Annotated in this window: 18 protein-coding genes; 5 read left to right on the top strand and 13 right to left on the bottom strand. The window is 73.5% G+C overall.

All coding sequences use genetic code 11. From position 1 onward, the window contains the following. Nucleotides 1-8 precede the first annotated feature (8 nt). The gene (locus ACFVXH_RS24125) at nucleotides 9-1,052 is read right to left on the bottom strand and encodes a metal ABC transporter substrate-binding protein (protein WP_387827065.1); all 1,044 of its coding nucleotides are present in this window, start codon (nucleotides 1,050-1,052) and stop codon (nucleotides 9-11) included. A gap of 191 nt (nucleotides 1,053-1,243) precedes the next feature. On the opposite strand from ACFVXH_RS24125, the gene ACFVXH_RS24120 reads away from it, so the two are divergent. Then, complete coding sequence (locus ACFVXH_RS24120; protein WP_030233601.1) at nucleotides 1,244-2,626, top strand: glycine--tRNA ligase; 1,383 nt, start codon at nucleotides 1,244-1,246, stop codon at nucleotides 2,624-2,626. Between the two features lie 162 nt (nucleotides 2,627-2,788). On the opposite strand, the gene ACFVXH_RS24115 is transcribed toward ACFVXH_RS24120, so the two are convergent. From ACFVXH_RS24115 to ACFVXH_RS24075, 9 genes are all read right to left on the bottom strand, one after another. After that, nucleotides 2,789-3,946, bottom strand: coding sequence for a hypothetical protein (locus ACFVXH_RS24115; RefSeq protein ID WP_074000731.1), 1,158 nt, complete (start codon nucleotides 3,944-3,946; stop codon nucleotides 2,789-2,791). A 68-nt stretch (nucleotides 3,947-4,014) separates the two neighbouring features. Beyond that, complete coding sequence (locus tag ACFVXH_RS24110) at nucleotides 4,015-5,181, bottom strand: hypothetical protein (RefSeq protein ID WP_387827061.1); 1,167 nt, start codon at nucleotides 5,179-5,181, stop codon at nucleotides 4,015-4,017. Continuing rightward, entirely contained in the window at nucleotides 5,178-5,756 is a 579-nt protein-coding gene (locus ACFVXH_RS24105) for an NADAR family protein (protein WP_079271723.1), read from the bottom strand. Before ACFVXH_RS24105 ends, ACFVXH_RS24110 begins: the two co-directional genes overlap by 4 nt. An 88-nt stretch (nucleotides 5,757-5,844) precedes the next feature. Next, complete coding sequence (locus tag ACFVXH_RS24100; protein WP_387827058.1) at nucleotides 5,845-6,954, bottom strand: threonine aldolase family protein; 1,110 nt, start codon at nucleotides 6,952-6,954, stop codon at nucleotides 5,845-5,847. Between the two features lie 27 nt (nucleotides 6,955-6,981). Continuing rightward, nucleotides 6,982-7,638 carry a hypothetical protein gene (locus ACFVXH_RS24095; protein WP_387827055.1) on the bottom strand — a complete coding sequence of 219 codons (657 nt, stop codon included), beginning with the start codon at nucleotides 7,636-7,638 and terminating at the stop codon, nucleotides 6,982-6,984. A gap of 91 nt (nucleotides 7,639-7,729) precedes the next feature. Beyond that, nucleotides 7,730-8,593: an alpha/beta fold hydrolase gene (locus ACFVXH_RS24090; RefSeq protein WP_387827242.1), complete on the bottom strand. Its 864-nt coding sequence runs from the start codon at nucleotides 8,591-8,593 to the stop codon at nucleotides 7,730-7,732. 144 nt (nucleotides 8,594-8,737) lie between these two features. Then, on the bottom strand, nucleotides 8,738-9,373 hold the full coding sequence (locus tag ACFVXH_RS24085; RefSeq protein ID WP_387827052.1) for a DUF6939 family protein: 636 nt from the start codon (nucleotides 9,371-9,373) through the stop codon (nucleotides 8,738-8,740). A gap of 107 nt (nucleotides 9,374-9,480) precedes the next feature. Continuing rightward, the gene (locus ACFVXH_RS24080; protein ID WP_387827049.1) at nucleotides 9,481-9,918 is read right to left on the bottom strand and encodes a nucleoside deaminase; all 438 of its coding nucleotides are present in this window, start codon (nucleotides 9,916-9,918) and stop codon (nucleotides 9,481-9,483) included. Continuing rightward, on the bottom strand, nucleotides 9,915-10,724 hold the full coding sequence (locus ACFVXH_RS24075; protein WP_387827046.1) for an LLM class flavin-dependent oxidoreductase: 810 nt from the start codon (nucleotides 10,722-10,724) through the stop codon (nucleotides 9,915-9,917). Before ACFVXH_RS24075 ends, ACFVXH_RS24080 begins: the two co-directional genes overlap by 4 nt. Nucleotides 10,725-10,817: 93 nt before the next feature. On the opposite strand from ACFVXH_RS24075, the gene ACFVXH_RS24070 reads away from it, so the two are divergent. Together ACFVXH_RS24070 and ACFVXH_RS24065 are read left to right on the top strand one after the other, a co-directional pair. Continuing rightward, nucleotides 10,818-11,264, top strand: a complete 447-nt coding sequence (locus ACFVXH_RS24070; protein WP_387827043.1) for an Lrp/AsnC family transcriptional regulator — start codon at nucleotides 10,818-10,820, stop codon at nucleotides 11,262-11,264. 176 nt (nucleotides 11,265-11,440) lie between these two features. Then, complete coding sequence (locus ACFVXH_RS24065; RefSeq protein ID WP_387827239.1) at nucleotides 11,441-12,568, top strand: serine hydrolase domain-containing protein; 1,128 nt, start codon at nucleotides 11,441-11,443, stop codon at nucleotides 12,566-12,568. A gap of 48 nt (nucleotides 12,569-12,616) precedes the next feature. On the opposite strand, the gene ACFVXH_RS24060 is transcribed toward ACFVXH_RS24065, so the two are convergent. The 3 genes from ACFVXH_RS24060 to ACFVXH_RS24050 all read right to left on the bottom strand — a co-directional run bounded on the left by ACFVXH_RS24060 (nucleotide 12,617) and on the right by ACFVXH_RS24050 (nucleotide 14,026). After that, nucleotides 12,617-12,850: a hypothetical protein gene (locus tag ACFVXH_RS24060; protein WP_049656043.1), complete on the bottom strand. Its 234-nt coding sequence runs from the start codon at nucleotides 12,848-12,850 to the stop codon at nucleotides 12,617-12,619. A gap of 151 nt (nucleotides 12,851-13,001) precedes the next feature. Next, nucleotides 13,002-13,535, bottom strand: a complete 534-nt coding sequence (locus ACFVXH_RS24055) for a MarR family transcriptional regulator (RefSeq protein ID WP_387827040.1) — start codon at nucleotides 13,533-13,535, stop codon at nucleotides 13,002-13,004. Beyond that, complete coding sequence (locus tag ACFVXH_RS24050) at nucleotides 13,532-14,026, bottom strand: MarR family winged helix-turn-helix transcriptional regulator (RefSeq protein WP_074000738.1); 495 nt, start codon at nucleotides 14,024-14,026, stop codon at nucleotides 13,532-13,534. Before ACFVXH_RS24050 ends, ACFVXH_RS24055 begins: the two co-directional genes overlap by 4 nt. Before the next feature lie 141 nt (nucleotides 14,027-14,167). On the opposite strand from ACFVXH_RS24050, the gene ACFVXH_RS24045 reads away from it, so the two are divergent. Continuing rightward, nucleotides 14,168-15,766 carry a sensor histidine kinase gene (locus ACFVXH_RS24045; RefSeq protein ID WP_387827037.1) on the top strand — a complete coding sequence of 533 codons (1,599 nt, stop codon included), beginning with the start codon at nucleotides 14,168-14,170 and terminating at the stop codon, nucleotides 15,764-15,766. A gap of 91 nt (nucleotides 15,767-15,857) precedes the next feature. Continuing rightward, nucleotides 15,858-16,562 carry a response regulator transcription factor gene (locus ACFVXH_RS24040; RefSeq protein WP_074000739.1) on the top strand — a complete coding sequence of 235 codons (705 nt, stop codon included), beginning with the start codon at nucleotides 15,858-15,860 and terminating at the stop codon, nucleotides 16,560-16,562. Nucleotides 16,563-16,748 lie beyond the last annotated feature (186 nt).

The raw sequence follows: 16,748 nt of genomic DNA, 5'->3' as shown, positions 1-16,748 counted from the left end.
CGGTCCCGTCAGTTCGCGGGGGCGGGGGCAGGGGTGGTGGCGGCCGGGGCGGTTCCGGCCGGGGCGCCGAGGGCGGCCTGGAGGTTGGCCAGGTTCTGCTTCATGACGGTCAGGTAGTCGTCCTTGGCGGGGTCCTTGACGCCCTCCAGCGGGTCCAGGACGGCGGTCTTGAGGCCGAGGTCCTTGGCGACGGTGTCGGCGAGCTTGGGGCTGACCAGGGTCTCGAAGAAGACGGTGGTGACGCCGTTGTCCCTGGCGGCCTTCTGCACGGCGGCGAGGCGGGCCGGGGTGGGCTCGGACTCCGGGTCGACGCCGTTGATGGCGACCTGGGTGAGGCCGTAGTGGTCGGCGAGGTAGCCGAAGGCGGCGTGGCTGGTGACGAAGGTCCGGGTCCCGGCGTCCTTCAGCCCGTCCCGGAACTCCTGGTCGAGCGCGGTGAGCTTGCCGACCAGCTCGTCGGTGTTCTTCCGGTAGTCCTCGGCGTGCGCCGGGTCGGCCTTGGCGAACTCGTCGCCGACGCTCTTGGCGATCGCCGCGTAGCGGGTCGGGTCGAGCCAGATGTGCGGGTCGCCGGCCGTGTCCTCGTGCTTGTGGCCGTCGGCCCCGTGGGCCCCGTCGGCGCCGCCCCCGGCCTCGGTGCCCTCGTCGAGGTGGTGGTCGACCAGCGGGCTGGCGGCGGTGGCGTCGATCTTGTGCTTGCTGGACGACTGCGCGACGGCCTGGTCGACGGTGGGCTGGAGGCCCTTGAGGTAGATGATCGCGTCGGCCTTCTGGACCGTGCCGACCTGCTTGGCGGTGAGCTCCAGGTCGTGCGGCTCGACGCCGGCGGCGGTCAGGTCGGTGACCGCGACGTGCTCCTTGCCGATCTGCTGGGCCAGGAACTCCATCGGGTAGAAGGACGCGACGACCTTCAGCCGGCCGCCGCCGCTGTCGGCGCTGCTGCTGCCTCCGCAGGCGGTGAGGGCGAGGGAGGCGGCGAGCGCGGTGGTGCCGAGGGCTATGGAGCGGCGGGTGCGGCGGGAGAGTCCGAGTCGAGGCAGTCCGATCATCATGACAATCATTCTCATCTCACATGGAAATGATTGTCAAATCACTCGGACGGGTGAACGAGAGGTGACGGAGGGTGGGAGCGGCCGGACGATACCGATTTGAATCACGTACCCGTATGGCCGGTAACCTGAGGTATTCGGGTACGCGCAACCAGCCGTGCCCTGACCGTGCCGTACGTACTGAAGAGAGCACTGTGGCCGCCGACAAGATCGACACGATCGTCAGCCTGAGCAAGCGCCGTGGCTTCGTCTACCCCTGCAGCGAGATCTACGGCGGCACGCGTGCCGCCTGGGACTACGGGCCGCTGGGCGTCGAGCTCAAGGAGAACATCAAGCGCCAGTGGTGGCGCGCGATGGTGCAGGCCCGCGAGGACGTCGTCGGACTCGACTCGTCGGTGATCCTCGCCCGCGAGGTCTGGGAGGCCTCCGGCCACGTCGCCACCTTCAACGACCCGCTGACCGAGTGCCTCTCCTGCCACAAGCGCCACCGGGCCGACCACCTGGAGGAGAAGTACGAGGCCAAGCACGGCTTCCCGCCGCCGAACGGCCTCAAGGACGTCAACTGCCCCGACTGCGGCACCAAGGGCCAGTTCACCGAGCCCAAGGACTTCTCGGGCATGCTGAAGACCCACCTCGGCGTCACCGAGGAGGCGAGCGGCCTGGCGTTCCTGCGCCCCGAGACCGCCCAGGGCATCTTCACCAACTTCAAGGCCGTCCAGACCACTTCGCGCAAGAAGCCGCCGTTCGGCATCGCCCAGACCGGCAAGAGCTTCCGCAACGAGATCACCCCCGGCAACTTCATCTTCCGGACCCGCGAGTTCGAGCAGATGGAGATGGAGTTCTTCGTCAAGCCGGGCGAGGACGAGCAGTGGCACGAGTACTGGCTCCAGCAGCGCTGGGACTGGTACGTCGGCCTCGGCCTGCGCACCGAGAACATGCGCTTCTTCGAGCACCCGAAGGAGAAGCTCTCCCACTACGCCAAGCGCACGGTGGACATCGAGTACCGCTTCAACTTCGGCGGTAGCGAGTTCTCCGAGCTGGAGGGCGTCGCCAACCGCACCGACTACGACCTCCGGGTGCACAGCGAGGCCTCCGGCCAGGACCTGAAGTACTTCGACCAGGAGTCCGGCGAGCGGTACTTCCCGTACGTCATCGAGCCGGCGGCGGGCCTCAACCGCGCCATGCTGGCCTTCCTGATCGACGCCTACTTCGAGGACGAGGCGCCGAACGCCAAGGGCGTCATGGAGAAGCGCGTCGGCATGCGGCTCGACCCGCGCCTGGCCCCGGTCAAGGTCGCCGTCCTGCCGCTGTCGCGCAACGCCGACCTGTCCCCGAAGGCCCGCGGCCTCGCCGCCGACCTGCGCACCGCGTGGAACGTCGAGTTCGACGACGCCGGCGCCATCGGCAAGCGCTACCGCCGCCAGGACGAGATCGGCACGCCGTTCTGCGTCACGGTCGACTTCGACACCCTCGAGGACAACGCGGTGACCGTCCGCGACCGCGACACCATGTCGCAGGAGCGCGTGTCGCTGGACCAGGTCAAGGCGTACCTGGGCGCGCGGCTGATCGGCTGCTAGCAGCGGGTGGCCGAGCTTCGCTCGGGGAGCCCTCGTCCGCCCTGGTGGGGCGGGCGGGGGCTCCTTGCTGTTCGAGGGGCTTCGGGGCCCTTGGTGCGCCTCCTGTTCCTGCCCTCGGGCCTGCCCTCGGCCCTGTCCTCGGGCCGCCTGCCGGTGCTGCCGCTACCGGCGTCCCCAGCGGGAGCGCGGGGCCGCGGGCGGGCGGGTCGGCAGGCCGGCGGTGCGCAGGGCGGCGAGGGTGGTGCGGTGGCGGGCCTCGTCGGCGAGCAGCGCGGCCAGCAGCTGCGCGTACAGCTCGGAGTTGCCCGCGCCGTCCAGGGCGGTGGCCAGCCCGACCACCTCGGCGGGCGGGCGCAGGACGGCCAGTTCGCCCAGCAGGAGGGTGGCGAGTGCGGGCGGCAGTCCGGTTGCGAGGGCGGCGAGGTCGGCGGTGGAGCGGCCGGCGGCCTGGCGCAGCAGCGTCCGGACGTCGTCGGCGCGGCCGTGCTGCTGGAGGCAGGCGGCCAGGGAGGTCAGCTCGGGCATCGGCGCCGACCCCCACTCCCAGAGCAGGGTCGCGCTGTCGGCGGCCAGTCCGGCCTGGTCCAGCGCGGAGAGCAGGCCGGGCACGGAGGCGGCCGGGTAGCCCCAGAAGGCGTGGAACACCTCGGCCGCCTCCTCGGCCAGGCCCAGTTCGCGCAGCTCGGCGAGCACGGCGACGGAGTGGTCGGGCGCGGTCCGGGCGATGCTGCGGGCGAGGTGGAGCGAGCCGCCGGTCGGGCCGTACCGGGCCAGCATGCCGACCAGCAGCGCCGCGTCGGCGGAGGTGAGGCGGGCGGCGGCCGTGTCGATCACCTCGGTGGCCTCGGCGAGGGAGCCGGCCCGGTGGAGGGCGGTGATCCGCTCGGTGAGGGCGCCGAGGTCGGGGCGGACGGGCGGCGGCGGGGCCTGGTGCCGGGGTGGCTGGTGGTGCTGTCGCGGCGGTTGCGGGGCCGGCTGTTGCTGCTGGGGGTGCTGGTGCTGCTGCGGTGGCGGTGGCGGTGGCGGCTGGTGCTGGTGGCGGATCCGGCTCTCCAACGCCTCCAGCTGGTCGCTGAGTTGGAGGCAGCGGGCGCCCAGGCCCTCGCGCAGGGTCCGGGCCTGGGCGAGCTGGCGCAGCAGCTCCCCGTCCGGCCGCTGACGGCCCGGGGTGGCTCGGATCGCCTCGTTCAGGCGCCGTTCGCGTTGGCTCGCGTAGCGGCTCGCGCGGAGTAATTCGTCCAGCTCCGCGCGGAGTTCGGCGGCCTGCAGCTCGCCCTCCGGCTGCCCGCCCGCGGGTTGTTCCGTCGGCCGCATGCGCATGATCGCCCCAACCTGTCCATCCGGACCCTGACTGCGTGACATCTTGGCGACAGTATGTGGCTGGGGAGTTACGAGCGCACGACCAGTCGTGCCCGAGTGGTGTCAAGGAGCGCGCAGAGGGCGGTCGTTGCGAGAAGTGCGCCGGTCGCGCTCCGCAGGAGGGTCGCCTCGTAGTACGGGCCGGGCGCGAGGGCCGCGACGGCGTATCCGACCACCGCGCCCGCCAGGGCGGGCAGCAGGAGCCGCGGCGCGTCCCGGCGGGCCGCCGCGCCGATCACCAGGAGCCCTGCCAGGGCGGCGAGTTCGGGAGTGCCGAAGGACTCCGCGTAGCGGATCGACAGGGCGGGGACGAGGAACAGCGCGAGCGCCCGACCGATCGTCCCCGCGAGGGTGGTGGTGTACGGGCCGGGTTGCGGGCGCGGGTGCGGGCCTCGGGGTGGGACGGTGCGGGTGGCGACGAGCACCGCCAACGCGGCCGCGGCGGACGGGAGATGGTCGCCGAGCCGGGCGAGGTTGTAGAGCAGCGCGGTGTCGTACAGCACCAGCATCAGCTGGCCGTACGCCCACAGGTCGAGGGCGAAGCGGAACAGGTTGCGGGTGGGCGCGGGTGCGGGTGTGGCCTCGGCGCCGGGCTCGGCTCCGGCTCCGGGTTCGGCTCCGGCTTCGCGTCGGGCCAGCCAGGCGATCAGGGGAGGGGTGAGGCAGGCCGCGAGCGTACGCAGGACGAGGTCGTCCACGGTGTACGGGTTCCGCAGGTCCCACTCCACCGCGCAGAACGCCACCGTGTACGAGGCGGCGGCCAGCGGGACCAGCGGCGAGCGGGCCAGCCGGACGTACAGCGCGCGGTCCAGCCGGCGGACGACGGCGACGAACGCCAGCAGTACCAGCGGCAGTTCGAGGAACGCCTGGACCCGCAGGGCGGACGGGGCGAGGAGCTCCGGGGCAGGGAAGCGGGCGGCGAGGGCGTCGAGGCGGGGCACGTCGAACCAGCCGGGCTGGAGGTAGCGGGTGATGAAGGAGACGTCGCCGTGGTGGACGCGGTTCACGTAGACCGCGACGAGCACCTGGTTGAGGTAGATCAGCGCGACGACGGCCGCCAGCACCGGCTCCGGCCCGTACGAGCGCCCGCGCCGCGCGGGCCCGGCCTCCCGCCGCAGCACCCGCGGCGCCAGGAACAGGGCGGCGGCGGCCGAGGCCACGACCGTCCCGTCCAGCAGCGGAGCGATCCCGCTCATGCGGCCAGTCGCGCCCGCGCCTCCATCAGGGCGAAGCCGAGCAGGTTCAACCCGCGCCACTCGGCGGGCTGTTGGGCCCGGATGTCGTCGGCGGCGAGCCCGATGCCCCAGATCCGGTCCACCGGGCTGGCCTCGACCAGCACCCGGTCACCCGTGCCCAGCAGGTAGCTGCGCAGCGCCTCGTCCTGCCCGAACTTCGCGACGTTGCCCGCCACCACCAGCTCGAACCGGCCGTCCACCCAGGCCTTCTCGTCGAAGTCCTTGACCAGCCGCCCCAGCTTCTTCGCCTCGGCGGGCGTGCGGGCCGCCAGCACCTGCCGCACGATCTCCTCGTCACCGAACATCCGGGCCTTGCCGGCCATCATCCAGTGCTCGGCGGAGGCGTACGCGACCCCGTCGACGGTGAACTCGCCGGGCCACCACTGGCTCAGGCACTCCTGCCGGGTCCCGCCGCCCTTGCGCTCGGTGTGCCCCCAGAACATCACCCACTTCGGCCGCACCCCGTCGGCCATCGCCACGGCCAACTCCTCGCGGCTGCGGACGGTGGACAGGTCCCCCACGTGCATCTCGCTCATATCGTCAGTCTGACATGAAGGGGTGGGTGCCGCGAACCGTTTCGCGGTGAATCACCCTCGGGGTGGTGACCCGGCGAGACTTCCCCGGTCAGGCCTTGGCGGCCATGTCCAGGAAGCGCAGGCCGACCTCCGTCACCTCGTCCGCCGTCCATCCCAGGGCCGGTTCGCCGAGGCTGACTTCGGCCACGGCGAGGCCGGGGGCGGCGTCCTCCCAGTGGGAGACGAACCAGATGCCCTCCTCCTCGGCCAGTGCCAGGTGGGCGGCGTTGAGGGCCTCGGCCGGGTGGGGGAGCCAGAGTTGGTACTCGTGGGTGGGCGGCACCTCGGGGTACAGGCGAGCGCCGGGGAGGGCGGCCAGGGCCGGGGTGAGGGCGGTGGCGGCGTGGTGGATGTGGGCGGGGATGCGGGGGAGGGCGGTGTCCAGGCCGTGGAGGGCGGCGAGGGCGGCCGGCCACTGCTGGGAGAGCTGGCCGCCGTAGCGGTGGCGCCAGGTGCGGGCGTAGGCGGTGAGGGCCTTGTCGCCGGCGAGGGCGGCGCCGCTGATGCCGCCGAGGTCCTTGTAGTAGGACACGTAGACGCTGTCGGCGAGGGCGGCGATCTCGTCGAGCCGCTTGTCGAAGTGGACCGTGGTGTTCCAGAGCCGGGCGCCGTCGAAGTGCACCCGGGCGCCGGTCTCGCGGGCCGCGGCGACGAGGGCGGTCAGCTCGTCCCAGGTGGGGAGGAGGTAGCCGGGGTCGCGCAGCGGGAGTTCGACGACGAGGGTGCCGAAGGGCTCGCCGACCGCGTGGAGTTCCCCGGGGGTCGGCTGGCGCCGTTCGGTGGTGGGCCAGAGGCCGCGCAGGCCGGTGAGCTGGGTGTGGGCGTGCCGCTCGTGCCGCTCGATGTGGCTGAGCGGGTGCAGCGCCACGGCCGGGTTGCCGGTGCGTTCGGCGTGGTGGCGGAGGGCGACCTGCTGGGCCATCGTCCCGGTGGGGAAGAAGACCGCGTCCTCTTTTCCGAGCAGTGCGGCGGTCCGCTCCTCCAGCTGCCGCACCGGCCCGTCGCTGCCGTAGAAGTCGGGGAGGACGTCCAGATCGTCCAGGGCGGAGAGTTGGGCGAGGCGTTCGCGGATGCTGAGGACGCGGTCGGTGGAGAGGAAGCGCTCGCAGGTCATGCGGGCCGCGCGGCGCCGGTGGAACTCACTCTGGTCGTCGGTCATCCGGCGATTGTCAGCCCGGTGGCGCGGTCAGACCAACCGCTTTTCCCACCGCAGGGCGGGGTGTCCGGGTACCCACGCCGTCTGGGTGTCCGCCGTGACGCGGAGCCGGACGGCGGTGAGGTCGGGGCGCCCGGCCTCCTGCCAGGCGGCGAGGAGCTGCTCGATCTCGTCCCAGAGGGCGGGCCGGCCGCCCTGGTGGACCGTCCAGCCGTAGGTGTCGTCCTGGATCTGGGCGGAGGCGCCGGGGACGGAGAGGCAGTAGACCGACTCCAGGTCCTCGCCCGTGGTGACCCAGAACCACGCCTCGGGGAAGGCGAGTTGGACGAGGAAGGCGGGCGTTGGGTCGTTGAGGAGGGTGGGGGAGGTGTCGGTCGGACGCCCGGTGTCGTCGGCGCCGGACCAGCCGGGCAGGAACGGCGGGCGGGACGGGCGCGGGACGGCGGCCCGGCCGGTGATCCGGCCCTCGGCGGTGCCGTCGGGGAGCACGGTGAGCTCGACCCGGCCGGCGCCCTCCTGCCAGGTGCCGAGGACGGCAGAGACGGTGCCGCCGGGCCTGGTCTGCCGTACCCAGCCGTAGGGGATCAGGCGGACCGGGTCGGTGGCGCGGACCCCGTCGTACGGCGGGTGGGCGGCGGAGGTGGGGGAGCCGACCTCCAGGATGTTCCGCGGGCCGTCGGGGTTCATCGTCCTCCTCGGGGTGGGGCCGGAGCGGGTCGGGGCCGCGAGGCCGTCCGCCCACGCCGGGATCGACGCGGCGGACGGCCTCCGGCTCCGGTCAGGACGCGGCGGGCAGCAGCGCGGCGATGTCCTCCAGGAGCCGGGCCGCCGGCGCCGGGTCGACCAGCCACTTCAGGTGGCTGCCGGGGAGCGTGTGGACGTCGAAGGGGTTCTCCGGGGTCAGCGCGTCGCCCTCGCGGATCATGCGGTCCTGCATGGCGAGCGGGATGCCGGCGTCCTCGGCCAGCCGGACGTACGACCTGGGGATCCGCCCCCAGGTGTCGGGCCGGGCCCGGTCGTCGGGGGTGCCGGTGTCGAGGTTCTCGTCGGGCTGGAAGGTGTTGAGGAAGAGCATGAACTCGTCGTCCGTGCCGTCGGCGAGGAAGGACGCCTTGAAGGAGGCGAGGACGCCGGGGTCGGCGGTGCGGAAGTTGATGCGCAGCAGGCCGAGTTCGGCCGGGTTCCCGACCAGCGCCGCCATCAGCCCCGCGGCGTCGGCCGTGGCCATCTCGGGCTCGGCGTAGTAGGCGTTGATGTCGAGGTCGACGGGGCACCAGGCGGAGACGTAGACGATGCGGTCGACCAGGTCGGGCCGCTGGTTGGCCGCGGCGGTGGCCGTCAGGCCGCCGCGGCTGTGGGAGACGAGGACGACGGGCCCGTTCCGCTTGGCCCGCTCCAGTATCCCGATGAGGTGCGCGACGTTGTCGGCGAGTGTGACGCCCTTGATGGCGCCGGGCGCGGTGGCGAGCCCTTCGAGGTCCTGCGGCGCCTGGTAGGCCCGGGGGTACGTCGCGGCGAAGCCGTGGCCGGGGAGGTCGACGGCGACGGAACGGTGTCCGAGGAGGCCGAGTTCGGCCTGGAGCGGCGCGAAGGAGAAGGAGTTCGCGAAAGCCCCGTGGACCAGGACGAAGGTGGGTTGCATCTGTCTACTGCTCACTTTCCGGTCCCCTGCGCCGCACTGGCCGGCCGCGGGGACTGCTTCGTGCGTGGCAGGCGCCGGCGGTCACCTGCGGACGCGCGAGGGCGGCGTGCGAACGGCTGCCCACGGTCCGGTGATTCACCCTACTCAGTGAATGATCATCAGCCCACCCTCCGGCGGCACGGCTTCGGTGCCCCACCGCCCACCCCGGGGTTGCTCGGCGTGCGGGTCCGTGCCGTCCTCGGCGGGCCAGCGGCCCTCCGCGTACAGCCGGACGAGCGCGGCGTGGGAGAGCGGGCTGCTGGGGTCGGCGACGTCGCCGTTGGTGGTGTAGTCCAGGAGCACGACCTCGTCCTTCTCCCGGAGCCGCTCGACCAGGTCGGCGGCGCGGTGTTCGAGGACCCATCGGTAGGTCGGCAGGTAGATCCGGCGGCGGGCCGTCTCGTAGGACAGGAGCCGGTCGCCGTGCAGGCCGGTCCGGTGGCCCTGGACGGGGCCGAAGCGGCGCACCGTCCGCTTGAGGCCCTTCATCGAGGTGACGTGCAGCTTCGCGGGGTCGACATCGGCGTCCCGGAAGACCTTGAGGGCCTGCCAGATCCCCTCCACGGACTGGCTGGTCGCGCCGTCGCCGTAGGGGACCGGGATGCCGCCGTGCGGGTAGAACGGGCTCAGCCGCACCCACGGGTCCGGCGCCCTGGAGGTGACGTCGATGATCTCCGCGCCGGGGAACGCGGCGGTCAGTGCGGCCGCCGTACGGCGACGGCCGGCGATGTGGATCGGCATGTGCGGGCTCTCCTGCTCGACGGCGCGGGCCACCGAGTGTCCCCGGTGCCACTGACATTCCTCGCCGGAGTGCGGGCGGACGAGCGGATCCGGCGCGGGGCCGGTGGTCAGGTGCGCCGGTAGTAGGCCGCGACCGGGGCCCGGGCCTCCTCGGGCAGGGCGGGGCCGTCCGTCGGCACCGCCGGCCAGGCGCCCGAGTCGGGGTTGAGCTCGACGAGTTGCTCCGTGGCGAGCGCGTACACGACCCGGCCGATGCCGGAGCGGAGGATGCCCCCTTCGCACATGCCGCAGGGCTGGCAGCTGGTGTACATCGTGGTGCGCGCGGCGGTGTCCGGGGTGAGTTCGCGGGCGGCCCAGCGGGCGAGCTTCAGTTCGGGGTGGGCCGTGATGTCGTCGTCGCGCCGGACGGTGTTGTGGGCCTCGGCGAGGACCTCGCCGTCCGGGCCGGCCAGCAGCGAGCCGTACGGGGCGTCGCCGAGGGCGACCGCGTGGGCGGCGATGGCGATGGCGCGGCGCAGCAGGGCCTCGTCGGCTTCGGTGATCACGCGGTCCTCCAGTGGGTGGCGACGGTGGTGAGGGCCCGCCAGGCCTGCTGCGGACGACGGGTGTCCTCCGGATCGCCGTGGTAGGGGTCGAACACGACGGTCTCGGCCCCGAGGTCGCGCAACTGGCACAGGTCGTCGAGGACATGGTCGAGGGTGCCGACGCCGGCGGGTCGTTCGGGGTCGTCGACCGGCGCGGTGGTCAGCCGCAGGGCGATGCGGGGGGCGAACCCCGGCACCGGGTGCTCGGCCAGGACCGACCGCATCCGGGCGACGGGGAGCCGCAGCGGGTGCCAGGCGTCGCCGAACCGGACCGCCCGGCGCAGCGCCGCCTCGCTGTGGCCGCCGACCCACACCGGTACCGGCCGGTGGCCCGGTTCGCCCGCCCAGGTGTCCCGCAGCGTGGCCAGGTACTCGTCGGTCAGTCTGCCGCGGGCGCCGAACGGCACGCCGAGGGCCTCGAACTCCCGGCGCGCCCAGCCGATCCCCACGCCCAGGACGAACCGGCCGCCGCTGAGCCGGTCGAGGGTGCTCGCCGTCCGCGCCACCAGCAGCGGGTGCCGGTAGGGCAGGACGAGGACGGTCGTGCCCAGCCGCAGGCCGGGGGCGGTCCCGGCGAGCCAGGACAGCGTGGTGAACGGCTCGTAGAACGGCTCCGGGTACCGCTCGGCCACGTCCGGGGTCACCGCGACGTGGTCCGACACCATGAGGAGGTCGAAGCCGAGGCCCTCCGCGGTCCGGGCCCACTCGCGCAGCACGCCGGGGTCGGTCCCGGGGCCGAAGTTCGGTACGTTGACGCCAAGTTGCATGGATCGAGGCTATCCCCGTGATCATGGCGGACGGAACGGCATCCTCCCTCTGTCACCTGCGGATCGCCGGGGATTTCCCGGTAGATTCGCGCCATGGCCGTGAATCTTGACGACACCGACTGGGCGATCATCGAGCAGCTGCAACAGGAGGCCCGCGTCTCGCTCAGCGAGCTGGGGCGGCGGGTGTCCCTCAGCCCGTCGGCGACCACGGAACGGGTGCGGAACCTGGAGTCGCTGGGCGTCATCACCGGCTACCACGCGACGGTGGACCTGGCGAAGGTCGGCTACCCGGTACTCGCCGTCGTCCGGCTGAAGTACCCGGGCAACCGGCACGAGCCGCTGCGGCGACTGCTCGCCGAGCGGCGGGAGGTCCTGGAGTGCCTGCGGACCACCGGCGACGACTGCTACACCCTCAAAGTGGCGGCGACCTCCATGGAGCACCTGGAGACCCTGGTGGACGAGCTGGCCGGCTTCGGCAGCACCACGACGAGCGTCGTCTACAGCCGGACGCTGCCGCTGCGCGGGCCCGCTCGGCCCTGATGTCGGAGGGGCGTCGGAGGGGAGTCGTCGGAGGGGAGTCGGGAGGGAAAGGTGCTCCCTCGATCGGGGGAGGTCGGCCGGCCGTCGCGCGGACAGACTGGCGATCGTGACCGGGGGTTTCCTACCCCCCACGATTCCACAGGAGTTGACCCGTGCGTCGTTCGCGCATCCGCCACATGGCACTCGCCCTCACGCTCTCGACCGCTGGGGCCGTCGCGGCCGTCGGGGCGGCGGCACCGTCCGCCATGGCGGCACCGGCGGCCGCGCCGGCCGCGGCTTCTTCGGACGCCGTGCAGCAGGGACTGAACGCGCTGGTGCGGACGGACGGGATACCCGCCGCGCTCGCGACCGTCCGGGACGGGCGGGGCCGGACCCGCGACTACACCGCGGGGGTGGGGGACCTGGCCACCGGCGCCAAGGTCCCCGTCGACGGGCAGGTGCGGATCGGCAGCAACACCAAGACCTTCACCGCCGTCGTCGTGCTCCAGCTGGCGGGGGAGGGGAAGGTCGACCTCGACGCCTCCGTCGACACGTACCTCCCCGGCCTGGTCCGCGGCGAGGGCATCGACGGGCACGGCATCACCGTCCGGCAGCTGCTCCAGCACACCAGCGGACTGCCCGACTACGAGGGGCTGCTGGAGGAAACCGCCCTGCGGACCCGGTACTTCGAGCCCCGGGAGCTGCTGGACATGGCCCTCGGGCAGAAGCCCGCCTTCGCGCCCGGGGAGAAGTTCGGCTACAGCAGCACCAACTACGTGCTGGCCGGCCTGATCGTCCAGCGGGTGACCGGACGGCCGATCGCCGAGGAGATCGACCGGCGGATCATCCGGCGCATCGGGCTGCGGCACACCTACTTCCCGGCCGTGGGCGACCGGACGATCCGGGAGACCCACCCCAAGGGCTACCGCAGGGAGTCCGCCGACGCGCCGCTGGCCGACTTCACGGAGCTGGACCCGTCGGCGGCCTGGGCGGCCGGGCAGATGATCTCCACCAACTCGGACCTCAACCGCTTCTTCACCGAACTGCTGGTCCCGGACCGCCTGCTGCCCGCGGCCCAACTCGCCCAGATGCGCACCACCGTCCCGGTCGGGGACGGCATGGCCGCCGGACTGGGCATCTTCAGCCGGACGCTCACCTGCGGCGGGGTCTACTGGGGGCACGGCGGCGACATCCCGGGCTACGAGACCCGGGGCGGCGCCACCGACGACGGCCGTGCCGTGAACATCGCGATGACCACCATCCCGGCCGACTACGCCGTCACCCGGCACCTCGAAGGCGTCGTCGACGCCGCCCTGTGCCGCTGAGGTGATAGCCGCCCTGTGCCGCTGAGCTGGTAGCCGGGCCGTGAGCGGTCAGGAGCGGTGGTGGTTCCCCTCGTCGCCGATCACACCGTTCCCGTGGTGGACGGACACGCTGGAGTACGTCGCCCGCATGCGCGTGGCGTGAGCCGTCCGGTGCTGTTCGATCAGCATTCCCTCGGCGTTGTCGGACTGGTGCCGCCGCGCGCGTTCCCGGAGTACCAGGAAGGCCGTGGCACCGACGATGGCGCCGACGAGCGCGACCAGGAACACCGTGACGAAGACCATGCCGTCACCTTCCCCCCGTTCGAATGCGTCCAACCTTTATCTCACGGGCGTAGGGCGGTCGCACCCGAGTCGTCGGAACAGCCGGAACAGTCGGGTGGTCGGGACGGCAGACCGTCGCGACGGCCGACTGTTCCGGCGACCGTACGGGGCGTCAGGGGCGGGCCTGTTCGGCGTTCGCGCGCTCCGTGACCAGCGCCAGGACGCGGCCCGCGACGGCGAGGTCCTCGGCCGGGATGCCGGCGTACAGGCGGGCGGTGATCCCGGCGGCCTCGGTGGTGGTGCGCTCGTACAGTTCGCGGCCGGCCGCCGTGAGGTGCAGCCGGGACGCCTCCGCCGGGTCCTGCGAGAGCAGCCCGGCGGAGGTCAGTTCCCCGATCACGCCGTGGACGACCGACTCCTCGGCCTTCAGCGACCCGGTGACGTCGCGGACGAGCGCGTCCCGGGCGATGGAGCCGCCCGCGACCGTGACGACCCGGAGCGTCACGCTCTGGTGGAAGGTCGCTCCGTGGCGGTCCAGCACGCCCTCCAGGAGGGCGCGCGCCGCGTAGTGGGCCAGAGCGATGACCCGGCCGTTGACGGCGGTGGGGGCCGTGGGGGCCGTGGGGGCGGCGGGGGCCGTCGCCGGTGCGGCGTTGGCCGTGGCGGCGGTGTTGGTGGCGGTGTCGGGCGCGGCGGCGGTGGTCATGACGGCTCCTCGGCGTTCTCGACGGTCTCGGCGTGCGGCGGATCCAGAGGTGCGTCGAGCAGGGCGGCCAGTTCGCGGGTGAACTCCCGGGCGCGGGGGCTGTCCTGGCCACCGAGTGGCGCCAGCAGCTGGTCCAGGAGGCCCTGGACCACCGTGATCGCGCGGCGGGTGACGTCGCCGCCCTGCTCGGTGAGCGACAGCTGCATGGCGCGCGGGTCGTCCGGGTCCCGGGTGCGGGCCACCAGCCCGGCGGCCTCCAGGGCGCGGGCGAGCTTGGAGACGTAGAGCGCTTCGAGACCCGTGTGGTCGGCGAGGCGGCGCTGGCTGGGGCGCAGCCCGGAGCGCGACATGCCGTACAGGGAGGCCAGCACCGCGTACTGGGCGTGCGTCAGACCCAGCGGCGCGACCGCCCGGTCGACCGCCACCCGCCACTTCATCGACAGGCGCCAGACCAGGAATCCTGCGGTGGCGCCCTCAGCTGTTGAACTCACGGCGAATACAGTACATAGCTACTATGTCCATGGCTACTATTTTTCGGGGCCGGGGAATGGGGCTCGGGGCGCCGGGCGGAGCGCCTCGGGCATGACTTTCGACAGATCCGGTGCGGCGGCGGCCCTCGTAGGGTCGTGGGCATGCGGATGAGTGGGGCGGCGCTGCCCGTGGTGGCGTCGGTGTGTATCGGGCTCGGTGTCACGAGCCTCTGGTGGGCGCTGCCGGCGATCGGGTTCTCCTTCCTGGCCGGGCTGCGGATGGAACGGGTGCGGCCGGCGGCGGTGGTGTTCGCCGTGCTGGTCGCGGCCGGGGTACTGGTGGTCGGGGCGGTGCCCTCCTGGATCGTCCTGGGGCTGCGGTTCGTCGCGCTCGCCGTGAGCACCGGGATGGGCCCCTGGCTGCTGGGCCGGTTCTGGCGGCAGTCGCAGGAACTCGTGCGCGCCGGGTGGGAGCGGGCCGAGCGGCTGGAGCGCGAGCAGCAACTCGTCGCCGAGCAGGCCCGACTGCGCGAACGGGCCCGGATCGCCCAGGATATGCACGACGCCCTCGGCCACGACCTCAGCCTGATCGCCCTGCGCGCGGGGGCCCTCAAGCTCGCCCCCGACCTGGCCCCGCCCCACCGGGAGGCCGTCCAGGAGATCCGGGCGGGCGCGGCCGCCGCCGTCGACCGGCTCGGCGAGGTGATCGGCATCCTGCGCGACGGGGACGAGAGCGGCGCCGCCGCCCGCGCGGCCCACGGACCGGCCGACTCGGACATCCCGCACCTGGTCGCCGAGGCGGCCGCCGCCGGCCTGGACGTCCGCTCGGAGATCACCGGTGAGCCGGACGGGCTCCCGCGCGCCACCGAGCACGCCGCGTACCGGGTGGTGCAGGAGGCGCTGACCAACGCCGCCAAGCACGCACCGCGAGCGGCCGTCACCGTGGAGGTGGCGTACTCGGCCGACGGCGCCTGCCTCCGGGTGGCCAACGGCCCCGGGCCTGTGCCCGCGCCCATGCCTGCATCTGCGTCCGCGCCTGCGCCCGCGCCCATGCCCGTACCTGCGTCCGCGCTCACCGTCGCCCGGGCGACGGGCTCGGCACCCGCGTCAACCCCGCGCGGCGCAACGCCCACCGGAACGTTCACCGGAGCGTTCGTCGGCACGTCCGCCGCACCCGCGGGAAGGTCCGCCTCGACGCCTGCCGTGCCGCCCACCGGTGGCTGCGGCCTGGTCGGGCTGGCCGAGCGGGTCCGGCTCGCGGGCGGCACCTTCGCCCACGGGGCCCGCCCGGACGGCGGGTTCGAGGTCGAGGCCACTCTGCCGCGCCGCGCCGCCGGGCCCGTCCCGCTGCCGCCCGCCGCCCCGTCGTCGCCGGTGCGCGAGCTGCGACGGGCGCGGCGCAGGGTGGGCCGTACGCTGGCCGCCGTGGTGCTCGTCCCGCTGGGGACGGCCGTACTGCTGACCGTGGCGCTGCGAGTATGGACGCTCTACGTGGTCAGCCTGTCGGTGCTGGACCCGGAGGTCTACGCCGCCCTCCAGATGGGGCAGGACCAGGCCTCCGTCGAGCGTCTGCTGCCGGGCCACCGGCTGCCGTACCGCCCGCCGAGCGGGCCGGCGACGCCCGCGCCGCCGCCGGGGGAAGGGGTCTCGTGCGCGTACTACGCCATCACCGCCCAGCTGTTCGTGGACCGGGCCGGTGATGCCTACCGGCTCTGCTTCCAGGACTCCCGGCTGGTCTCGCGGGACGTGCTCGTCTCCTGAAGCCCTGTCTTCCGGCCTTCCACGTCCCGCGTTCCCGCCGCAACTCCCTTTCCCCACCACCTCCGTACCGAGCGACCGACAGGAGCCGCCGATGACCACCGCACCGATCCGGGTGCTGCTCGCCGACGACGAGCCCATGATCCGCGCGGGACTGCGCGCGGTGCTCGCCACCGACCCGGGCATCGAGATCGTCGCCGAGACCGGGGACGGCCGGGAGGCCGTCGAACTGGTCCGGCGCCACCGGCCGGACGTCGCCGTACTGGACATCCGGATGCCCGGGACGGACGGCATCACGGCCGCCGCCGAGATCCGCCGGAACGGCCTGGCTACCGGAGTACTCATGCTGACCACCTTCGGTGAGGACGACTACATCCTGCGCGCGCTCAGCGGCGGCGCGAACGGCTTCCTGATCAAGTCCGGCGAGCCCGAGGAACTGCTCGCCGGGGTGCACGCGGTGGCCGGAGGGGCGGCCTACCTCTCACCCAAAGTGGCCGCCCGGGTGGTCGCCCACCTGGCCGCCACCGGGGCCGGCGGCCCCGCCGACCGGCGTGCCGGCGCCCGGGAGCAGGTGGCCGCCCTGACCACCCGGGAACGGGACGTGCTGACGCTGATCGCCGCCGGGCTGTCCAACGGTCAGATCGCCCGTCGGCTGGGGGTGGTGGAAGGCACCGTGAAGGCCCATGTGAGCTCCATCCTGGCCCGGTTGGGCGTGGCCAACCGGGCGGCCGCCGCCGTCCTCGCGCACGAGGCCGGACTGACCCTCGGCGCGACCTGCGCGGGCGGTCCACGGGACTGAGGCCGCCGCGCCCGGGGCGGTGCCGGAGTCGGAGCCGGAGCCCGCGCCTGAGCTGGAGCCCGAGCCCGGGGCCGACGGTATCGGCGGTGCCGACAGCAGCCGCCCGAGGACCGGCACCCCGGCCAGGGCCGTCACGGCAGTGGTGGTCGTCGGCCGCAGGGCGAGGACCGCCGCCGTGACCGTGCC

The organism is Kitasatospora sp. NPDC058184, from assembly GCF_042883725.1.
In the GTDB taxonomy this organism is placed as follows: domain Bacteria; phylum Actinomycetota; class Actinomycetes; order Streptomycetales; family Streptomycetaceae; genus Kitasatospora.
Note: the sequence above shows the minus strand (reverse complement) of the source record. Positions and strands in the feature narration are given on the sequence as shown.